The sequence below is a fragment of the Agrobacterium larrymoorei genome (genome assembly GCF_030819275.1).
GTDB classification, from domain to species: domain Bacteria; phylum Pseudomonadota; class Alphaproteobacteria; order Rhizobiales; family Rhizobiaceae; genus Agrobacterium; species Agrobacterium larrymoorei_B.
The window spans coordinates 2,431,171-2,449,478 of sequence record NZ_JAUTBL010000002.1 but is presented as its reverse complement, the minus strand read 5'-3'; the positions used below and the strand labels follow the sequence as shown (position 1 = coordinate 2,449,478).

Genomic DNA, 18,308 nt, shown 5'->3' with positions numbered 1-18,308 from the left:
TATGGCCGATACGATCCGCGAACGGCATGAGCGGCGCCTGAAGGCGTTGCAGAAGGAGCGCAACCCCTATGAGGCGCAGTGGCAGGAGCTGAACGATTTCATCGTTCCCGGCCGTTACCGCAAGGGGGATGCCCGTGACCCGAAGGGGATCAACGGCAACAAGAAGATCATCGACAATTCACCGAAGCTTGCGCATCGCGTGGCGCAATCGGGCATGCAGGCGGGGCTGACGTCTCCCACACGGCCCTGGATGCGCTACAGCATTACCGACAAGGATCTGCGCGAGTTTGGGCCTGTCAAAGACTATCTCTATGAGGCAACGCGCCGGGCGCGCGAGCGGCTGGCGGTCTCGAATATATATAATTGTCTTCATTCCGGTTATGGCGACGAGCTTTTGTTCGGGCAGTTCTGCCTGATCCTGACGCGCGCCGGGCGCCGCCTGCACGGCATCTTGCCGCCTGTCGGGCAATATTGGCTGGCGCAGAGCCAGTATGGCATGCGGGTCGATACCTGCTATCGCCGCGTGTGGATGACGGTGGAGCAGATTGTCGGGCGCTGGGTGGCAAAGCCCAACTCCCGCGATATGGACTGGTCAAACGTCTCCTCCACCATCAAGAACCTGTGGGACCGGGGCAATTACGATGAGGTGGTGGAGGTGTTCAACGCCATCGAGCCGCGTTCCGCGCGGGACGCAAACCGTCCCACCAAGGCCAACAAGCCCTTCATGTCCAACTATTGGGAAGCCGGCCAGGATCGCGACAGGATGCTGGAGGTGAGCGGTTTCGACCGCAATCCGCTGATTGCGCCGCGCTGGGATGTGGTGGGCGAGGATGTCTATGCCGCCACATGCCCCGGCATGGACGCGCTGCCGGATGTGAAGATGTTGCAGACCGAGCAGCGCTGGAAGGGCATGGGCATCGAGCACCAGGTGCGCCCGCCGCTGGTGGCGCCGACCTCGCTTCGCAACAAGCGCAATTCGTCGCTCCCCGGTACCGTGACCTTCGTGGACGAGCAGAGTGTCGGCACGGCCGCCTATCGCCGCGCTTTCGAGGTGAATGTGCCGCTGGGGGATCTCGCCGCCGACATCGATGAGGCGAAGCGTCGGGTGGACCGCGCCTTTTATGCCGATCTCTTCATGGCGATCAGCACCATGGAAGGGGTTCAGCCGCGTAACCAGTTCGAGTTGACGCAGCGCAAGGAAGAACAGCTTCAGCAGCTGGGGCCGACGGTGGAACGCCAGCATCACGAGTTGATCCAGCCGCTGGCCGACTGGGTGTTCTACCAGCTGGACGATGACAATGAGCTTCCGGACGCGCCGCAGGATCTGCAGGGCGAGGAGCTGAATGTCGACAATATCTCGACGCTCTACCAGGCGCAGCTTGCGGTTTCGACCGGCTCTATCGAGCGGATGGTGAGTTTCGTCGGCAATCTTGCCGGGGCTCGTCCGGATGCGGTGGACAAGCTCGATGTGGACCAGGCGATCGACGAATATGGCGATGCGATCGGTGTGGTTTCCACCATCGTGCGCTCCGACGACAAGGTGAAGGCGATCCGCGATGAGCGGGCGCAACAGCAACAGGCGGCGCAGGCGACGGAAGCCGCCGCCAAGCTGGCGCCTGCACTGCGAGACGGTGCCCAGGCGGCACAGGCGCTTTCCGCCACCGACGATAATGGCGGGCCGGTGGAACTGCTGCGCAAGCTTGGGATTGCCGGATGACAGCCAAAACAATGCAGGAACAGGCGCTCGATCTCGCAACCGAGTTCGTGCTGGCGGAGCCGCGTGCGCGCGAATTTCTCTGGTGGGTGCTTTGCCAGTGCAACGTCTACGGCGCGCCGCATGTGGTGAATGGCGAGACCGGCATTCACATCGGTCGCCGGATCATCGGCGTCACCATCATCGACCAGCTGAACCAGATCAAACCCACCGCCTATGCCGAGATGATGATCGAGGCCCACAGACGCGCGGAAAAGCGCAAGAGGGAAGAGCATGCTGAGACAGTGGATGAATAACGCCGCCTTTGCGCCGGAAGGCCATACGGATTGGGGTGTGAGCCCGGACAGTGGCGGCGATGCCAATGCCAATGAGAGCGCCGATGCGCCGCTTCTGAACGGGGCGGCGGAGCCGCTTGTCGCCGGCCAGAATGGAGCGGGTCGAGAGGGTGGCGAAGGGGAAGGCGATAAGCCTGCCTCCGAGCCGGGCGACCTTGCCGATCTGGTGCCTGAAAATGGCGAATACGACATCAAGCTCGATGGCGGCATTGAACTCGACCGGGCGCTGTTGGAGCGCGCATCCCCGGTGATGAAGGAGCTTGGCCTGACGAATGGTCAGGCGAGCCGTCTGGCCGGGGTGATCGCTGAGCAGCGCAAGCTTGAATATGACGCGCTGAGCGAGCGCCACCAGAAGATCACCTCCGACTGGCAGCAGGAAATCCGCGCCGACCGGGACTTTGGCGGCGACAACCTTGCGACCAGCCTCAACAACGCAAACCGCGTGATCGCGACGTTCGGAGACGATGCTCTCCGCCGCGATCTCGTCGAAATCGGGATTGGCAACCATCCCGGACTTTTCCGGCTATTGGCCCGTGTCGGCAACGCTCTCAGTGATGACAAGCCCGCATCGTCGGAAACCGCAGCAGCCCCTCCGACCTCGCCCGAGCAGGCGATGTACGGAGCGACAACATCAACGACACGAGGTTAACACATGGCCACTATCGGCAATATGTATCCCACGCTTTCCGACCTGAAGAAGCAGGGCTGGGGCGACGACATTTCCACCATCATCGACATGCTGGTGCAGTTCAACGCGATGTATGAAGACGCGCCGATCTTCGAATGCAACATGGGCTCGTCGCATCTGACGACGGTGCGCACCGGCCTTCCCGTTCCCACCTGGCGCAAGCTCTACAAGGGCGTTCTGCCGACCAAGGGCACGACGGCGCAGGTGAAGGACGCGACCGGCATGCTGGAAGACTGGTCGGAAGTCGACGCCAAGCTGGTGGAGATCGCCAAGAACCCGGCGCGGTTTCGTCTGAACGAAGCCAAGGCCCATATTGCGGGCATGGCGAACATGCTGGGCTCCACCGTCTATTATGGCGATATCGACGTGAACCCGGAGCGCTTTACCGGCCTGCATGCCCGCTTCAACGCCAAATCCGCCGCCAATGGCCGCCAGATCGTCGATGCCGGCGGCACGGGGTCGGACAACACCTCCATCTGGTTCGTAACCTGGGGTGAGGATTCCGTTCACCTGCTTTATCCGGAAGGATCGAAGGCCGGTCTGCAGCGCGACGACAAGGGCAAGACCACCAAGGAACTGCCGGACGGCTCTCTCTACGATGTGTACCGCGAGAAGTTCCAGCAGGATATCGGCCTTTCCGTGCGCGACTGGCGCGGCGTGGCGCGTATCGCCAATATCGACGTTTCCGACCTGCGCGCCAATCCCACGGCTGGCGGCGCCGATCTCATCAACCTGATGATCGACGGCTACTACGCATTGCAGAACCCGAACCAGCCGAACGGCAAGACGGTGATCTATGCCAGCAAGACGGTGCAGACCTTCCTGCACAAGCAGGCAATGAACCGCACCAATGTGAACCTGACGCTCGACCAGAGCCAGGGCAAGCCGATCGTCTCCTTCCTCGGCGTGCCGATCCGCCGCGACGACAATATTCTCGAAACAGAAGGGCAGATCGTCTGAGGACGGTCTGGAACAGGTGACACTCCATGATTTTTGACGCACAGAATCTTTTCTCGGATGCGCAGGCGATCACCGCCTCGACCGTATCCACCAATGTCATCGACTTCGGCGCATCGGGCAAACCCGTGGGTGCCGCTGCCGCAATCCGCAAGGATCTTGGCCGTGGCAAGAAGGTCGATCTTCGCCTGCAGATGGTGGAGACGGCGCTTGCCTCCGGTGCGGCGACGCTGACCGTCGATCTCCAGACCGACGACAATGAGGCGTTCTCCTCGCCCCGCGTCGCATGGACATCCGGCGCGATCCCCAAGGCGTCGCTTGTGGCTGGTTACGTGTTTCCGCTGGAGTTCTTTCCACGCGGTGCGGATGAGCGCTTTGCCCGCCTCGCCTATACGGTTGCGACAGGCCCGCTGACGGCGGGCAAGATCACCGCCGGTGTGGTGGCCGCCTCGGAGGTCAATAATTATGACTAAGACCGTGATGGCGACCCGGGCCGGTGTCTACGGGCATTTTCGTGACGAGGGCGCGGTTTTCGAGATCGCGACCGAGGCGCATTTCTCGCCCTTCTGGATGAGCGAGATTTCGCCGGAAGAGGCACTGGCACTGCAGGTGGCAGCACGCAAGCGTGCGGAGGATCAGCGCCAGGGGATGGGCACCGCCCATGTCGACAATGCCGAGATCGAGGCTCTTCGGGCGGAGATCGCCGAGAAGAATGCCGAAATCGAGCGGCTGACGCGCAATGCGCCGGTTGCTTCTGCCGAGAAGACCGCAGCGGATGTGGTGAAGATGGCGAGCGATCCGGGCGTCGAGTTCATGACCTTCAAGGCGGCGGCGCGCAAGCTTCTGGGCGAGGCGACGCCTTCGACCAAGGCGGAGATTATCGCCGCGCTTGAGGATAAGGCGAGCCAGGGTTGATCCCTATCGATCAAACTTATGACGCCGAACCCGGCTCAATCCAGAGCCGGGTTTTCTATTTTGGAGAAGCGAATGTCATCCGTTACCAGCATCTGCAACATTGCGCTGTCCAATATCGGCAAGAAGACCATTTCCGACATAGACGAGCCCTCGACCGAGGCGCGCACCTGCAAGCTTCACTACGCGTTGACGCGCGACCGGTTGCTGCAATCCTATGAATGGGAATTTGCCAAGACCATGGTCGATCTGGCGGAGGTGGCCAATCCGCGCCCTGAGCGCTGGCGCCACGCCTATGCGCGGCCGCAAAATTGTTTGAAGCCGCTGCGCATCGTACCAGCGGTGCTGCTGCCGGGAGACAGTGACGATGTGGCCTATCATGCCACCGAAGGGCTGATCTTTTGCGATCAGTCTCCAGCGAAGCTGGAATTCGTGCGGCAGTTCGACGATCCGGCGCGCTATCCGCCGCTTTTTGAAGAGGCGCTGAGCTGGGCGCTGTCGGCCAAGATCGCCATTCCACTGACCTCCGACCAGTCCACCCGCAAGGATGCCTACCAGATTGCGGCCTCGTCTTTCGAGGCGGCGAAGGAGGCGGATGCGGATGAAAATCGATCGAGCTGGACCGACAGTTCCACGCTGATGACGGCACGAGGCTGAGACCATGGCGATTTTGCGTGTGATGCAGCCGGCCTTTACCTCCGGCGAGTTGAGCCCGGCGCTGTGGGCGCGGGTCGATGTGGAAAAATACCGGTCCGGGCTGAAGGTGGCGAAGAACATTTTCATTCATCCGCATGGCGGGGCCTCCAACCGCAGCGGGCTGGAATTTGTCGGCCGGACGCGAGGCTCCGGCTTTGCCATTCTCCTGCCCTTCATCTTCGATGCGGAGACGGACCAGACCTACAATCTGGAATTTTCTCACCTGAAGATGCGTATCTACCGCGCCGGAAGTCCGGTGCTGGAAGCGGCAAAGGGGATTACCGGCGTTTCGGTTGCGGCAAAGGGTGTGGTGACGTGCGCAGCGCATGGTTTTGCCGATGGTGATGAGGTCTTCATTGCCGGACTCTCGGGCATGAGCGCGCTGAACAACCGCAATTTCATCATCCGCAATGTGACGACCAATACGTATCAGCTGGAAGATCTGCTGGGGGTGGCGGTCTCCACGCTTGGGATGCCGGCCTATGCGGGTGGCGGCACAGCGCGGCGCGTCTACGAGATTGCATCGCCCTATACGGCGGACGAGTTGCGGCGCGTGGTTTTCGCCCAGGAAAACGACGTGATGTATCTGACGCACCAGGCGCATCCGCCGATGAAGCTTTCACGGCTCGGCGATGCCAACTGGATGTTCTCGTCGCTGACATTCGTGCCGCAGATTGCCAAGCCTACGGGGGTGAAGGGCACAGTCTATTTCAAACGGAAAACCGGTAATGTCGCCAATATCGGATATCGTATCTCCGCGATCAGTGCGTCAGGGGCGGAAAGCGCGGCGTCGGCTGCCGTGACCGTTGGCGTTCAATATGAGAATGAGGACGGGCGCCGGGTGCGACTGACCTGGAATGCTTCCACGGGCGCTGCCCTTTATCGCATCTATCGTTCCGATGGCAGTACCGGCATTCTGGCCGAAACGCCGGTTACGGAAATTGAGATCGACCAGACGCAGTATCAAGGGGATGGAACGGCCATCCCCTCAGCCTCCGCGAGCGGCGCACCGCCGGTGCCAACGGGCGTGACGGGGGCGATCGTCTACGGTAAGGAGATGAAATATGTGGTGGCGGCCATCTCCGATGAGACGGGGGAAGAAAGCCTGCCATCCGAGCCTGCGACGCTGCGCAACGACATGGTCTATCGCGGCAACCGCAATCTGCTGTTCTGGACGGCGACGCCAGGGGCCGGAAGCTATGCGGTCTATCGGTTGGACAATGGCCGTTATGGCTATATCGGCAAGACCGAGACGACGAGCTTTACCGATGAGAATATCACGCCGGATCTGGCGAGCGGTCCGCAGGAGGGCAACAATCCTTTCAACAGTGTTGGGAATTATCCGGCCTGCGTGAATTTCTACGAGCAGCGCCTTGCCATGGGCGGCACGGCAAATGTGCCGGCAGGTCTGTGGCTCGGGCAGTCTGCGAACTATGAGAACTTCGGCGCGGCCTCGCCGGTGAAGGCGAGCGATGCCATCACGCTGCGCATCCGTTCCAAGGAGAAGAACCAGATCCGGGCGATCAGCGAGTCTCGCGGCATGGCGGTCTTCACCACGGCGAATGAATTCAACGTGGCCGGCAGTGGCGAAGAGATCATGACGCCGACCAATATGGTGGTGAAGAAGCAGAGCAACCGTGGCTCATCCTGGTTGCAGCCGATTGCGGTGGGCGATGTGATGCTGTTTGCGCTGGCGCGGGGCGGGGTCATTCGCGATTATTCCTATGAATTTTCCAACGACAACTTCACCGGCAAGGATCTGACGATCATGTCGCGCCATCTGTTCGAAGGTCGGCAGGTGGTCTCCTGGGCCTTTGCGCAGTCGCCCTATTCGATCGTCTGGGTGGTGCTGGACAATGGGCAATGCGTGAGCCTGACCTATATGCGCGAGCATGAGGTATGGGCCTGGACGCGGCATGAGACGGACGGTCAGTTCGAGGCGGTGAATGTGGTGGCCGAGGGCGACGAGGACGCGGTCTATTTCGTCATTCGCCGGACGGTGGATGGCAAGTCGCAGCGTTACATCGAGCGCATGCATTCGCGCCTCTTTGCGGTGTCCGAAGATGCGTTCTTCGTCGATAGCGGGCTTTCCTATGAGGGTTCAGCCACGAAGACGATGCGCGGGCTTCACCACCTCGAAGGCAAGACGCTGGTTGCGCTGGCGGATGGCAATGTGGTGCGCGACCTGATGGTGACGAATGGCACGGTGACGCTGCCGATTGCCGCTTCCAAGGTGCATGTGGGCCTGCCTTACGAAGCGGAGTTGAGGACGCTCGATATCGATCTCGGCAATGTGGGTGAGCTTGGCACGGTGCAGGCCAGAAACAAGGCAATCGCCAATATCACGCTGCGAGTGGAAAAGACCCGCGGCATCTGGGCCGGGCCTGCCGAGGATGCGCTGGTGGAGCTGAAGCAGCGTGAGTTCGAGAACTGGAGCGAGGCGATCCGCCTTGCGACCGGCGATGTGGAACTGACGCCGACGGCGGACTGGACGAAGGGCGGGACGATGATCATCAAGCAGTTCGATCCGCTGCCGATGACCGTTCTGGCCATCATGCCGGATCTCAGGGTGGCAGCGTGACAGTTCGGGTGATCGAGGCCAGCATCGACCATGTGGATGTGATTGCGCCGCGGATGCGTGAGGCCGACCGCGAGGAGGTGTTCGCCGCCGTGGGACGCGGACCGGCCTCTGCGCTTTTGCACTCGCTTGAGCGGTCCGACTTTGCCCATACCGTGTTGTTTGACGATGTGCCGGAGCTGATGTTCGGCTGCGGCACGACGAATATTCTGACCCGGACCGGTGCGCCGTGGCTGCTGGGCACCGATGCGCTGGAGCGGCATGCGCGCGACTTTCTGCGTGGCTCTCTCCACTGGGTGGCCGAGATGCGGCAGCGCTACACGCTGCTGCAGAATGTGGTCGATGACCGGAATGTGGTTTCCAAACGGTGGCTGCAATGGCTGGGCTTCACGCTCTCCGATCCGCAGCCCTTTGGCTATGAGCAGCGCCCTTTTCGTATTTTTGAGATGAAGGCTTGAGGCATGTGTGATTTTGGTCTGATCCTTGGCGCCGCCTCGACCGTGATTGGTGCGGCCGGCGCAAAACAGGAGGCGGAGGCAAGTGCCGCCGCATCCGAATATAACGCGAAAGTCACCGACATGAATGTGCGGCTTTCTCGAGAGGCGGGCGCGTGACGCACTGGACCGCGGCAAGCTGGAAGAGCAGAAGAAGCGCCAGGAGACGGCGCAGATTACCGGCCAGCAAAGGGCAGCCATGGCCGCCAATGGCGTGGACCTGACATTCGGCTCCCCGCTCGATCTGTTGGTCGATACTGCAACGCTTGGCGAGATCGACGCGCTGACCATTCGCCGCAACGCCGCAAACGAGGCCTATGACTTCGACGTGGCGGCGGCTAATGGCCGGGCGGAGGCCAGCCTTGCGCGGGCAAACGCCAAGAACACCCGCAAGGGCGGTAACCTGAAAGCGATTGGCACGCTGCTGACCGGAGCGAGCAAGACGTTTGGCGATAGTCCGTTGTTCAAGGCGAAATCGGGGACGTGAGTTTTTTCGGCATCGGGATTCGCTAACGCGTCCAACCGTCATGGTTTTTTGGCGAAGGGATCCTGCTGCTTTGCTTCATCTCGGCTTTTGCGAAGCGTTTCTTCGGTCTTGTCCTGGCAGGCGCGCATTTCGTAGAATGCCGTGGCTGCACCTTCAAGCGGAAGGTTTGCAACCTCCTTGTCGGCGTAGGTGATACGCAACTGACTGCTTTTCTGGGCTTCCACGATGAACTTGCCCCCCAGTTTCCCGATTGCCAGATCCTGCGATGTCTCGCTGACCGATGCGATTGCTTCCACCTCCAAGGGCTTCTTTGAATCGAAGGTGAAAAGCAGCGGGTAGACCTTTTCGTCTTCCAATGATTTCCACTTCTCGTTCCTCAACAGAAGATAGAACCTCGGAAACTCCGTAGCGAGGTCCATGCCAAAATGCAGGATCGTATCGCCCTTGGAGCGAAGCGCCACATAGCAGCCAAAATTGCGATCGGGCTCCACGGCCACCGACCAGTTACCAAAGTTTCCCCATTCAACAGGAGCAGCATTGGCTCCGAACGGCATGTAGAGAAGGCATGCGGCGAGGAGGGTGCGTTTCAGGAGCCTATCCATGTCTTTTGCCTGATCATGCTGGATGGTTATCGTTCCGGATACGGTTGTGACAGCTCTGTTCGACCATCGCTCTTATCGACTGCACATCGAGGCTACTGTTACCTCGATCACGGTTTAAAGGGGTCGTCCGAGGCTTGCGTGGAAGATTTTCTGGCGAAGGGATCGGACGTGTCGGGCTTTGTTCTGGAGATTTTGAAGAATTCGTCGGTCGTCTTCTGACAGGCATCCATTTCTTCTATAGCCTCTTCGACGCCACTTAGGGAAAGGTGGGCTATCTCCTTCTTCTCATAGAACATCTTGACGGCTTTGCTGGACTTGAACCCGTCGAGAAAGTCCTGCAAACTCGATTTCATCATGAGTCTACGGTTGGTTCCTTGAACGTAGGCTGTAGTCTCTACATCCCAGTTGATGCCCTCATCGAACTCGAAGTTGACGGAATAGACTTTCTTGTGGACCAGCGATTTCCATTTTTCATTCCCAACAGAGAGAAAAAAGCCTGGCTTTCCCTTTTTGAAATAGCGCCAAAACATCAGGTCATGACCGGTTTCAAACGCAGACATGACGACACACGTATTGTCGAGGTTCGGTTGCATCTGAACCCTCCAGGTCCCGAATTTGCCCCAAAGGACTGGGTCTTTTATCTCCGGTGCGTCTCGCGCGGCGGCGGCGAAAGGCATGCAGGCCAGGAGGAGGGCGGCGATTGCCTGTTTCATGTAAGGGCCTGCTTCGTAAGGGTCATCAAGACTAGGGGCAAAACTTGCTCATTTGCGCATGAGTTGAGATGTCTGTCGAGTGGTTTTGCTTTGGAAACGGGGTGCGCCTGATGGGTTGCAGAGAGGATGCTTTAGTCCGTTAGATCAATATTGACCGGGCTACTTGGCCGGTCAGATTGTGCTGAGGCCAGCGTCGAGGGGCTGACCTCCCGACCCCGGGGTCGTCCGCAGGCGCATCAGACCTCGACATAAGGGCGAAGACAGCAAGTGTTACAGTTTACGGGGATCGCCTGATGGTTCTAAGGAGGGGGCCCTGGCAAAGGGATCGGCCTCCCTGGACTTCGGTTCTCGGGCGTTCAAAATCTCGTCGGTCTTTTGCTGGCAGGCGTTCATCTCGGTTACTGCCTTGGCGACGCCTGTCAAGGAGAGGTTAGCGATCTGTCTGCCTTCGTAGGAGATCGTGGCGGTGTCGCTGGTCTGGAAGTGTTCGAGGAACATCTCATTATCTGTGGCGATCAAGAGCCTGCGCTGGAAATCATCTTCCACTGTTGCCCATGCGTTCGTCTTCCAGATTCCATGATCGCCAAGCTGAACTTCCAAGGCATATCTCTCATCATCCTTCAGAGATTTCCACCTTGGGTTATTGACGGACAAGTACAGGCCAGAGCCGTCCTTTTGACGAAAGCGTCCAAATCGCATTACGACGCCTTCACCGTAGATGCGGGCCACGTAACAAGCATTTCCGCGGGTAGGGTCCATAAAGACGTGCCATCCACCGAAGGTGCCCCAGACGGTGGAGTCTTTCGGGGGCGCGTCCTCTGCGACAGCAACAAATGGCGCGAGGACGACAAGAAAAGCGGCAATTGTCTGTTTCATGCGGGACTTGTTGATCAGAACCAGGTTGAAGGTCATTCATTTGCGCACAGGTTGAAATGTCTGTCCAGGCGTTTCGCCGTGTCGGTGAGATCGTGCTCGGTGCACCGCCGCCATTGACGCTAAGCTGGTTCATGGTTTGGGCGCGAATGGGTCATCCGTTGCCCTTGTTGCCGGCGGCTTGGCAAAAGGATCCTCCGTGGTGCTCTCCGCTGGAGGCTTGGCGAATGGATCATCCGGTGTCTCAGTCTCTGGCGTCTTGGCGAATGGATTACCAAACTCTTCCGGCGAGCTTTTAAGGTCTTCTGTAACCATTGCCAAGCAGTCAAGCATTGCAGAAATCGCCTCGGCAGCGCGATCGAACTTCAATGCAATGGCCGCTCCGCTCACAGGTTTGACGTGAAGCACCTTATTCTTTGCGAACTCTTCGAAAAGTTGAGTATCCTGCGGCACCACAATAAATAGCATGTGGCTATCGTCCATGAAATCGGCTTTCGCCTTTATGGGCGCCGATGAACCGAACTGAAGACGCACATCGAGGTTCCTGCTGGGTTTAAGTACAGTCCATTTGTTGTGGGTGACCGAGAAGTAAACGCCTCGCGCTTCTTCCAGAGGTAAGACGCCGAGAGTGATGGAGGCGTCTGTGCCAAACGACCTGTACATCGAGCAACCGTGCGTCGCTCGACGGTCATTGAAAACGGACCATTCACCGACCTGTCCCCACAATTCGGTCTCTGCACGTGTGGTGGTTGGCAAGCATGCGAGGAATGCGAGTGCAAAGGCTGTTTGCGCGGTTCTGAGCAAAACCGCTTTCTCAGACAATATCGATTGAAAAATCACTGGTTTCTCATTGGTGGCGGCATTTGTCTGCCTAGTCTGCATTGCTTCTATCATCGAGTTCGAAAGCTGCCACTTGTCCTCAACGGTGGCGCAGTCCATCGCCATTACAGCTCGAGCGGACGGTCCGCTGCTCCGACAGGAGATTTTTTGGCGAAAGGGTCAGCCTCTTCAGGCTTCGGGTTTAGTTTCTTCAAAACCTCGTCGGTCTTCTTCTGGCAGGCATTCATTTCGCTCACGGCCTTGGCGACGCCCTTTAGCGACAGGTTGGCGATCTCCTTGTCATCATAGTAAACTTTGGCTGTGTCGCTTGTCTCGAATTCTTCGAGGAACTTTTCATCTGCACCGGAGACCACGAGCGAGCGCGTTATATTGTCGTCCTCCACGACCGCCAACGCGTTTCCGGACCAAGTATCATTATCGCCAAACTGAACGTCGACGGGATACTCTTGCTCATTCTTGAGCGATTTCCACTTTGGATTATTGACCGACATGTACAGGCCGGAGTCGCCCTGTCTTCTGTAGCGGCCAAATCGTAGCACGACGCTCGCGTCGTACACACGACCCACGTAACAGGCATTGCCAGCGGAAGTGTCCACAAAAACTTTCCATTCACCGAATGTGCCCCACAGGATGGTATCCTTCGAGGGGGCGTCCTCTGCTGAAGCTGCAAAAGGCATGCAGGCCAGAAGAAGGGCGGTGATTGCCAGTTTCATATGCGGCCTGCTGTTCGAGTTCGGGATGGGATTGAGACCTGGATATTTGCGCAGGAGTTGAAAAGGCTGTCGAGTCGTTTCTTCGAGCTAAAGCGTGTCGCGATCTTTCAGATTCGCTCATACGCTTTAGATCTTTGTTTTGTCGCATGTCGTTATCGCAAAACCGGTGACCACTTTTGCGCGACATGCTTAGGCGTGTGTTCTCACAGGTGAGAATGCGCAGAACCGCCGCGGGTGAGGGCTCGGCCATTGGTTGCGACCTGCTCTGACAAAATCACGAGATCAGATGTTACCAGGCGTTCTTCGGGGCGCCTTTTTTATGGAGTGCGCCATGGCTGAGGTTCCGGTCAAACAATATTTTCGCCAGGCCGCCGTGCCTGTTTATCAGGGAAGCGTTGCGCAGCGGCCGATCCTCCAGCAGCCACTGACGGTGAAGGCGACGGAGAATGATTTTGGTGCGCAGGTCGGCAAGGGCATGCAGTCTCTTGGCGAGGGGCTTGGCAAGATGGCCGAGGTTGCCAGCAAGCTGCGCGACCTTCAGGCCGACACCACCGCCAAGGACAGCAAGACCGCCTTCGAGCGGGCAAAGCTTGCGTTGGAACACGGCGAAAACGGCTATCTCAACACAAGCGGCCAAGGCGCTGTCGAAGGCTATCCCGGCTATGAAGACGCGCTTGCCAAGCTTCAAAAGACCTTTGAACCGAAAGACCCGCTGGCGGCGGGACGATATGAGGCGATGGTTGCTCCTGTGGTGACGACCAGCCTGGAAGCCGCCATCAAGCACAAGGCGCAGGGACAGAAGGAGTGGGTTGGCAAGGCCGCTGAAGGCAGGCTTTCTCTTGCCAAGGACCAGGCGATCGCCGGGTACAACAAGCCCGAGCAGATCACTTCCGCAGTGGCGTCCGGCGTCACCGAAATCCACAATCTCGGTAAGTTGAACGGCTGGGCGCCGGAGGTGATCGTGGCCAAGGCCATGGACTTCATAACGGGACTTCACACCGGGGTAGCCATGACGATGGCCGGAAAGCCTGGTGGGGCGACCGCGGCGATGGAGTATCTGAAGGCCAACAGTGCCCAGGTGGACCCGAAGGCGCGGGCGGACCTGGAGACCAAGATCAGGCCCTTGGCCATCGATGAGAAGGGCAAACAGATTGCCCTGGAGATCGTTTCGGAGAAACGGACACCCCCCGGCGCGACTGACGATCTTGTGACGGGCGCTGTGGATAAGACCCCGTCCAGCAAGGCTGAGACTGGTGCTGGTAAGGATGCTGGCACGCGAGGCGGTGTCAATGCCGCTCAGAATCCAACCGCTGATGTCGACAAGGATACGGTTGTCGGAACGGACAGGAATAGCAGCAACCTTGACGGGGTCGGGGATGCGAAGGCTCAGCCCGCTCAGACATCCACAGGTGGCGTGAACGGTGCCGCGGAGGAAGAACCGCAACGCGGCGGACCAACGCGGGCGAAAGCGTTTCTCGTTTCAATCTCGGCAAAGCCCGATCTCCCCGGCGACGCGCTTCCGCTTGACAACGCCCTTGCCGAAAACACCAAGGCCTTAATCGAGGATGCGCCAGAGAACATTCGCAAGGGACTGGGGGTGAGCTTTGTAGACCCGAAATCACGCGCCTCTGTTGCCTCAGCGTCTTCCGTTTCCAGTGGGCGCAGCATCCAGTTGACCTATGAGGGGCGGCCGCTGGATCAGGCTCCGGCTCAGGTTCTCGACTGGCTTCACGAGAATGCGGAGAAGTATCATCTGCGCTTTCTGTTTTCTCTGGGCGTATCCACGGATCCGGCACTGTTTGGGCGTGAAGGTAGCGTGATTGTTTCGGCCTACGACGGGGTTGCTGCGCGCACTTCCATGATCTCCGAGGCGGAAGCTATCAGTCGTATCAACCAGATCGCAGATGCGGACCTGAGAGCAGCGTCTCAGAGGCATCTAGCGGAGGAAATAAGCAGCGCATCGCAAGCCGAAATTGCGGAGGCCAAGAAAGCGTCTGACCGGATATGGACGCTTATGCAGAACGGGACGCCCTTATCGCAGATTCCGGTGGAACTGAAGATTGCTATAGGGGAACCCAAGCTTTCAGCTTTAATGGAGTATGAAGCTAAGGCAGACGAACTCAAGACCGATCCTGTGCTTTACAGTAAGCTGTCGACCTATTCCCGCCTTGAGCCCGTGGCTTTCGCGAAGCTAGATCTGACCAGTCCGGATTTTATCAACCGCCTTTCTCGCAGCAGTTGGAAGGAGCTACAGGACCGTAAAAACGCCATTCTCGCCGATGACGCCCAGGCTGAACGTGATGGTACCATTTTTAAGGAAGCCAATGAACAGGCGAAGCAGGCACTCAGTGCAGCGGGATTAACAATCGATGCCGTTTCCCGCCGCGGGACGAGAGATATGCAAGCCGAAGCCCGTAGGGAAATGCAGGAGAGGATCCTCTTTTTCCAACAGGAATTGCAGGTAAGGATTCAGGAATTTCGCAGCCAGAACAATGGTAGAAGACCTGATTACGTCGAGATGGACAAAATCATCAGTCACTTGTTGGTACCAATAGTCATCACGACGAAGTCTGGTTTTGGATGGTTTACCCACAATGACAACGGACATTTTTTGTTTGAGGCCAATAGACGAAAAGCAGATTCCACCTTTGAAATAAGTGTTGCCTTCGACGACATCCCACACGACGTGCGCGAAACGATTCGTTCCCAACTCCGCTATGAGAGGATGCCTTCGAGTGGGTCCGTTAGACCTCCAGAGCCCACGGAGGAGGAAATCGTCAGGGAGTACATCAAGTTCGTTTCGCGATAGCCGTTCTATGTCCTTTGGTCACAAGCTCAGGATCGGTGGCAGCGCAACGATGGAGTGATCGCTCCTGATCTCGACGCGGGTATCCGGCTGATATGCATTCAGCTGGACACACCATTTCTTTTTAACCGCAGATAGCTATCCAAAGGTGAAAGTAAACAGTTCACCAGCGATTGTTCCTGACCCGGTACCGCGCAAGCCGGTGGAAACAAACTTGAAGTCTCCACTCTTGCCGTCCTGGCAGGTGAAGGTTCCTTCTCCGTTACGCTTGGTAACGTAGACAAATGTGCCAGTGCATTTCCTGCCTTTGCTGCTGGTCAATTCTATGGTGCCTGCCCCGTCCACATATCCAGTTGCCTTTCCGGAGAAAGTTTCGGCGCCGCTTGCTGTCTGCCCCTTCAGTGGCAACGTCATCCCGCAACCCGCTAGGGCTGAGCAAAGGAGTGTGATGAAGGTGATTTTCTTGAAATGCATGTTTCCCCGTTCCCCAAACGAATGATTGGAAAGCCTCAACATAACCGAGGCTCAAGATACTGCCGACAATCGACTCGACACCCAGCGATACTAAAATACAGCTGGTGAGATGAACAGACAGAGAACAAGAAAAATCGCGGATTTGATCAAGTTCTTCCTAATCAATTTGAAGCGATGCTTGCTGGCAGCGATTGAGCGCACCTAATGGAGCACCAATGCCAACACCTAACGAGTACCTAGAATGGAAACGATACCAGCGAGATTCTGTCGGCAATACTACTAACCTCATCCTGAACAATGCCCAACAGGTCAATCCGGATGTTTTCGCGAACGACATGAAGCTTGGCAACGCCTTCGGGATCAGTGCCGACGTAGCAGCCGCCAGTCGTGACATGCTGCTAGAGTGGCTGCAACGTTCGCACAACCAAGCGATGCTCAAAGGTTCGCCCCGTACTGCACAGTGGCTTAAGAATTCGGACAATATCAGACTTGCGTGGGACGATGTCGAAAATCTCACTTGGCTTGAGTACACTGTCGGTAATCTGGGTGAATCCGTCAAAAGGCCTATCGGTAAAGTAATCTCCCAGGTTGGAGCGGTACTGGAGGGGGCGGGGCAGTTGATGCATCCGCCTGTATGGGTGCCACCGGAGATTGTGGTCCGAATTGCACGAGCCAAGAGCTTGTCGCCAGAGGATGTCGCGAAGTTGCGCGCTGACATCCCGAAGCAAGGGCAGATCAAGGACACTTGGGCACAGTACGTTCTCTCCAATGTACTCTCCGGCTATCAGACCGAAGACCAAGTATACGAGTTTTTCCGCACGCGTCGTCTAGAAGCGGAAAACGATCCTGTGGGCGGTATCGAATGGGCGTCAAACAATTTGCAGTTCGCTGGTGAACACGTACAGGATTTCGGCGACGAACTTTTCCCCGCCTATCCGGGTCTGAAAGATGGCATTGGCCAAAAGGTCGGTGACGTGATCGGCGAAGTGGCTTTTGAGGCCATAATCAATAGGCTAGTTGGGCCTAAAGGTGCGAAGGTTATCAACACGCTCAAGAGTGCTGGAGAACAAACTAGAGACGAGAGAGAGCGCGGTGGGAATGAAAATGACCAGAGCAAGGCAGCCATTGGAGGTGTTGTACTGGAAGTCCTCGATTTTATTCCGGGCGATAAAAAACTAAAATTCGCTTTTTTAGAAAAGATACTGGGTAAGCGAGCGGGGGAGTTACTCCCTGAGGTGGTCGGGGAGGGAACAAAGGAAGCTCTAAAAAAGGTAGGGGAAAACTTTATAGCGCAAAACCTCTCCGACCCTCAGCGATCGCTAACAGACGGAACAGTGGAAGCATTTTTCACCGGTGCCGGTCAGCACGCTCTTGGAGAGAGTACCAAGAAACTCTTCGGTCTCCCGGACGGTGCCGATGAGGTGCCGAAGCCAGTAAGATCAAGTACCATGATTGAAGATATCGGGCAGCGGGCTTCAGAATCAAAGCTACGTGCTCGGAGCCCCATTACATATAGGGACCACGTTGATGCCATCACACGAGGCAGCCCTATGGAGACAATCTACATACCCGTTAGCCCCTTCGATGCGCTTAATCGAAGGCTGGCAGGCGAGGGCAAGGTACAACTTGAAAACCTGCCGGGTATTGGAAAAGCGCAGGTTGACGTTGCCCGGGTAACGGGTGGCGACGTCGGAGTACGCACGAGTACCTACACGACAGATATTGCAGGGACCGAGATTGCACCCTTGTTTCACGACTACGGGCGCTTCGATCCAACGGCCAAGACCCCTGCTGAAATCCGAGACTTGAAGTTAAAGCACAGCGAGCCTTCTACCCAAACCAATGGTGAATTAGAGGCAGCGCGGATTGCCCAGGAAAAAAACAAAATTATTTCTGAACAGGAACGTCAGCAGGACATCCAGCGTCAGCAGGCTTCAAGCGTCACTCCGGCGCAGTCTCAGGCTGTGGCGCTGGATGCAACGCGCGGCGTGAGATCTGCCAAGACCGGTCAAACGCGTGAAGACTATTCGCGAGACAATCCGCCTGTCGGCGCTTCCTCGGGTAACCAAAAGCAGCCTCCTGCGGTCAATGGGGCTTCGGGGCAAGCTGCTGTCGCGCCGGCCGATGGGCAGGGTGGTACGAACAGCTCCGGTGCTACCGTTCCCGCTGCCGGCGGGAATGATACGTCGTCGAGGATTGATCGGTCTGGGGCTTCTCCGGTCTCGATACCGCCACGGACGGCTTCCAATGGCGACATCGCCACGGAAAGGTTCAAGGCAATGCTGCAGTCATCCACCGCACCTGCTGGCCGGCTTGAATCGCCCAGTCCGTCCCCTGGGATCTTCAACAGGCAAGGCCCCGCAGTCCCGACAGACACACCCTGGTCAGACCGTCGAAAAACGCTGAACCGTAACGGACGATAAATC

General features: G+C 57.8%; 20 protein-coding genes. 13 read left to right on the top strand and 7 right to left on the bottom strand.

What is annotated here, in order from left to right; all coding sequences use genetic code 11:
- Nucleotide 1 precedes the first annotated feature (1 nt).
- The 11 genes from QE408_RS20525 to QE408_RS20475 all read left to right on the top strand — a co-directional run bounded on the left by QE408_RS20525 (nt 2) and on the right by QE408_RS20475 (nt 8,861).
- Nucleotides 2-1,717, top strand: a complete 1,716-nt coding sequence (locus QE408_RS20525; protein WP_306934340.1) for a portal protein — start codon at nt 2-4, stop codon at nt 1,715-1,717.
- Nucleotides 1,714-2,010 carry a hypothetical protein gene (locus QE408_RS20520; protein ID WP_062439578.1) on the top strand — a complete coding sequence of 99 codons (297 nt, stop codon included), beginning with the start codon at nt 1,714-1,716 and terminating at the stop codon, nt 2,008-2,010. Before QE408_RS20525 ends, QE408_RS20520 begins: the two co-directional genes overlap by 4 nt.
- Nucleotides 1,988-2,698 carry a hypothetical protein gene (locus QE408_RS20515; RefSeq protein ID WP_306934339.1) on the top strand — a complete coding sequence of 237 codons (711 nt, stop codon included), beginning with the start codon at nt 1,988-1,990 and terminating at the stop codon, nt 2,696-2,698. The genes QE408_RS20520 and QE408_RS20515 overlap by 23 nt, the downstream gene beginning before the upstream one ends.
- A gap of 3 nt (nt 2,699-2,701) precedes the next feature.
- Entirely contained in the window at nt 2,702-3,697 is a 996-nt protein-coding gene (locus QE408_RS20510) for a major capsid protein (protein ID WP_306934338.1), read from the top strand.
- Nucleotides 3,698-3,723: 26 nt separating this feature from the next.
- Nucleotides 3,724-4,167: a Bbp16 family capsid cement protein gene (locus tag QE408_RS20505; RefSeq protein WP_306934337.1), complete on the top strand. Its 444-nt coding sequence runs from the start codon at nt 3,724-3,726 to the stop codon at nt 4,165-4,167.
- Nucleotides 4,160-4,609 (top strand): hypothetical protein, encoded by a 450-nt coding sequence (locus QE408_RS20500; protein ID WP_306934336.1) that lies wholly within the window; start codon nt 4,160-4,162, stop codon nt 4,607-4,609. The genes QE408_RS20505 and QE408_RS20500 overlap by 8 nt, the downstream gene beginning before the upstream one ends.
- Nucleotides 4,610-4,681: 72 nt before the next feature.
- Complete coding sequence (locus QE408_RS20495; protein WP_113225154.1) at nt 4,682-5,263, top strand: hypothetical protein; 582 nt, start codon at nt 4,682-4,684, stop codon at nt 5,261-5,263.
- A 4-nt stretch (nt 5,264-5,267) separates the two neighbouring features.
- Nucleotides 5,268-7,883 carry a ubiquitin-activating E1 FCCH domain-containing protein gene (locus QE408_RS20490; RefSeq protein ID WP_306934335.1) on the top strand — a complete coding sequence of 872 codons (2,616 nt, stop codon included), beginning with the start codon at nt 5,268-5,270 and terminating at the stop codon, nt 7,881-7,883.
- Nucleotides 7,880-8,338 carry a hypothetical protein gene (locus QE408_RS20485; RefSeq protein ID WP_112358585.1) on the top strand — a complete coding sequence of 153 codons (459 nt, stop codon included), beginning with the start codon at nt 7,880-7,882 and terminating at the stop codon, nt 8,336-8,338. The genes QE408_RS20490 and QE408_RS20485 overlap by 4 nt, the downstream gene beginning before the upstream one ends.
- Before the next feature lie 3 nt (nt 8,339-8,341).
- Nucleotides 8,342-8,494 carry a hypothetical protein gene (locus tag QE408_RS20480; protein ID WP_306934332.1) on the top strand — a complete coding sequence of 51 codons (153 nt, stop codon included), beginning with the start codon at nt 8,342-8,344 and terminating at the stop codon, nt 8,492-8,494.
- Nucleotides 8,463-8,861 (top strand): hypothetical protein, encoded by a 399-nt coding sequence (locus QE408_RS20475; protein WP_306934330.1) that lies wholly within the window; start codon nt 8,463-8,465, stop codon nt 8,859-8,861. Before QE408_RS20480 ends, QE408_RS20475 begins: the two co-directional genes overlap by 32 nt.
- A gap of 38 nt (nt 8,862-8,899) precedes the next feature.
- On the opposite strand, the gene QE408_RS20470 is transcribed toward QE408_RS20475, so the two are convergent.
- From QE408_RS20470 to QE408_RS20445, 6 genes are all read right to left on the bottom strand, one after another.
- Nucleotides 8,900-9,463 carry a hypothetical protein gene (locus QE408_RS20470; RefSeq protein ID WP_306934327.1) on the bottom strand — a complete coding sequence of 188 codons (564 nt, stop codon included), beginning with the start codon at nt 9,461-9,463 and terminating at the stop codon, nt 8,900-8,902.
- 107 nt (nt 9,464-9,570) lie between these two features.
- On the bottom strand, nt 9,571-10,176 hold the full coding sequence (locus tag QE408_RS20465) for a hypothetical protein (RefSeq protein WP_306934325.1): 606 nt from the start codon (nt 10,174-10,176) through the stop codon (nt 9,571-9,573).
- Between the two features lie 270 nt (nt 10,177-10,446).
- The gene (locus QE408_RS20460; RefSeq protein ID WP_306934324.1) at nt 10,447-11,088 is read right to left on the bottom strand and encodes a hypothetical protein; all 642 of its coding nucleotides are present in this window, start codon (nt 11,086-11,088) and stop codon (nt 10,447-10,449) included.
- Between the two features lie 93 nt (nt 11,089-11,181).
- Nucleotides 11,182-11,994 (bottom strand): hypothetical protein, encoded by an 813-nt coding sequence (locus QE408_RS20455; RefSeq protein ID WP_306934322.1) that lies wholly within the window; start codon nt 11,992-11,994, stop codon nt 11,182-11,184.
- Nucleotides 11,994-12,602 (bottom strand): hypothetical protein, encoded by a 609-nt coding sequence (locus tag QE408_RS20450; protein ID WP_306934319.1) that lies wholly within the window; start codon nt 12,600-12,602, stop codon nt 11,994-11,996. The genes QE408_RS20455 and QE408_RS20450 overlap by 1 nt, the downstream gene beginning before the upstream one ends.
- A 289-nt stretch (nt 12,603-12,891) precedes the next feature.
- Nucleotides 12,892-13,206 (bottom strand): hypothetical protein, encoded by a 315-nt coding sequence (locus QE408_RS20445; protein WP_306934318.1) that lies wholly within the window; start codon nt 13,204-13,206, stop codon nt 12,892-12,894.
- On the opposite strand from QE408_RS20445, the gene QE408_RS20440 reads away from it, so the two are divergent.
- Nucleotides 13,198-15,411: a hypothetical protein gene (locus tag QE408_RS20440; protein WP_306934316.1), complete on the top strand. Its 2,214-nt coding sequence runs from the start codon at nt 13,198-13,200 to the stop codon at nt 15,409-15,411. The two genes, QE408_RS20445 and QE408_RS20440, sit on opposite strands and share 9 nt — an antisense overlap.
- A gap of 135 nt (nt 15,412-15,546) precedes the next feature.
- On the opposite strand, the gene QE408_RS20435 is transcribed toward QE408_RS20440, so the two are convergent.
- Entirely contained in the window at nt 15,547-15,882 is a 336-nt protein-coding gene (locus QE408_RS20435) for a hypothetical protein (RefSeq protein ID WP_113225145.1), read from the bottom strand.
- Between the two features lie 215 nt (nt 15,883-16,097).
- On the opposite strand from QE408_RS20435, the gene QE408_RS20430 reads away from it, so the two are divergent.
- Complete coding sequence (locus QE408_RS20430; RefSeq protein ID WP_306934313.1) at nt 16,098-18,305, top strand: hypothetical protein; 2,208 nt, start codon at nt 16,098-16,100, stop codon at nt 18,303-18,305.
- The last annotated feature ends 3 nt before the right edge of the window (nt 18,306-18,308 follow it).

Bases quoted from the DNA above. Each gene is read 5' to 3' on its own strand.
- QE408_RS20465 (WP_306934325.1), bottom strand. From the start codon at position 10,176: ATGAAACAGGCAATCGCCGCCCTCCTCCTGGCCTGCATGCCTTTCGCC.
- QE408_RS20505 (WP_306934337.1), top strand. From the start codon at position 3,724: ATGATTTTTGACGCACAGAATCTTTTCTCGGATGCGCAGGCGATCACC.
- QE408_RS20475 (WP_306934330.1), top strand. From the start codon at position 8,463: ATGTGCGGCTTTCTCGAGAGGCGGGCGCGTGACGCACTGGACCGCGGC.
- QE408_RS20495 (WP_113225154.1), top strand. From the start codon at position 4,682: ATGTCATCCGTTACCAGCATCTGCAACATTGCGCTGTCCAATATCGGC.
- QE408_RS20430 (WP_306934313.1), top strand. From the start codon at position 16,098: ATGCCAACACCTAACGAGTACCTAGAATGGAAACGATACCAGCGAGAT.
- QE408_RS20500 (WP_306934336.1), top strand. From the start codon at position 4,160: ATGACTAAGACCGTGATGGCGACCCGGGCCGGTGTCTACGGGCATTTT.
- QE408_RS20510 (WP_306934338.1), top strand. From the start codon at position 2,702: ATGGCCACTATCGGCAATATGTATCCCACGCTTTCCGACCTGAAGAAG.
- QE408_RS20520 (WP_062439578.1), top strand. From the start codon at position 1,714: ATGACAGCCAAAACAATGCAGGAACAGGCGCTCGATCTCGCAACCGAG.
- QE408_RS20450 (WP_306934319.1), bottom strand. From the start codon at position 12,602: ATGAAACTGGCAATCACCGCCCTTCTTCTGGCCTGCATGCCTTTTGCA.
- QE408_RS20490 (WP_306934335.1), top strand. From the start codon at position 5,268: ATGGCGATTTTGCGTGTGATGCAGCCGGCCTTTACCTCCGGCGAGTTG.
- QE408_RS20525 (WP_306934340.1), top strand. From the start codon at position 2: ATGGCCGATACGATCCGCGAACGGCATGAGCGGCGCCTGAAGGCGTTG.
- QE408_RS20515 (WP_306934339.1), top strand. From the start codon at position 1,988: ATGCTGAGACAGTGGATGAATAACGCCGCCTTTGCGCCGGAAGGCCAT.
- QE408_RS20435 (WP_113225145.1), bottom strand. From the start codon at position 15,882: ATGCATTTCAAGAAAATCACCTTCATCACACTCCTTTGCTCAGCCCTA.
- QE408_RS20480 (WP_306934332.1), top strand. From the start codon at position 8,342: ATGTGTGATTTTGGTCTGATCCTTGGCGCCGCCTCGACCGTGATTGGT.
- QE408_RS20455 (WP_306934322.1), bottom strand. From the start codon at position 11,994: ATGGCGATGGACTGCGCCACCGTTGAGGACAAGTGGCAGCTTTCGAAC.
- QE408_RS20460 (WP_306934324.1), bottom strand. From the start codon at position 11,088: ATGACCTTCAACCTGGTTCTGATCAACAAGTCCCGCATGAAACAGACA.
- QE408_RS20470 (WP_306934327.1), bottom strand. From the start codon at position 9,463: ATGGATAGGCTCCTGAAACGCACCCTCCTCGCCGCATGCCTTCTCTAC.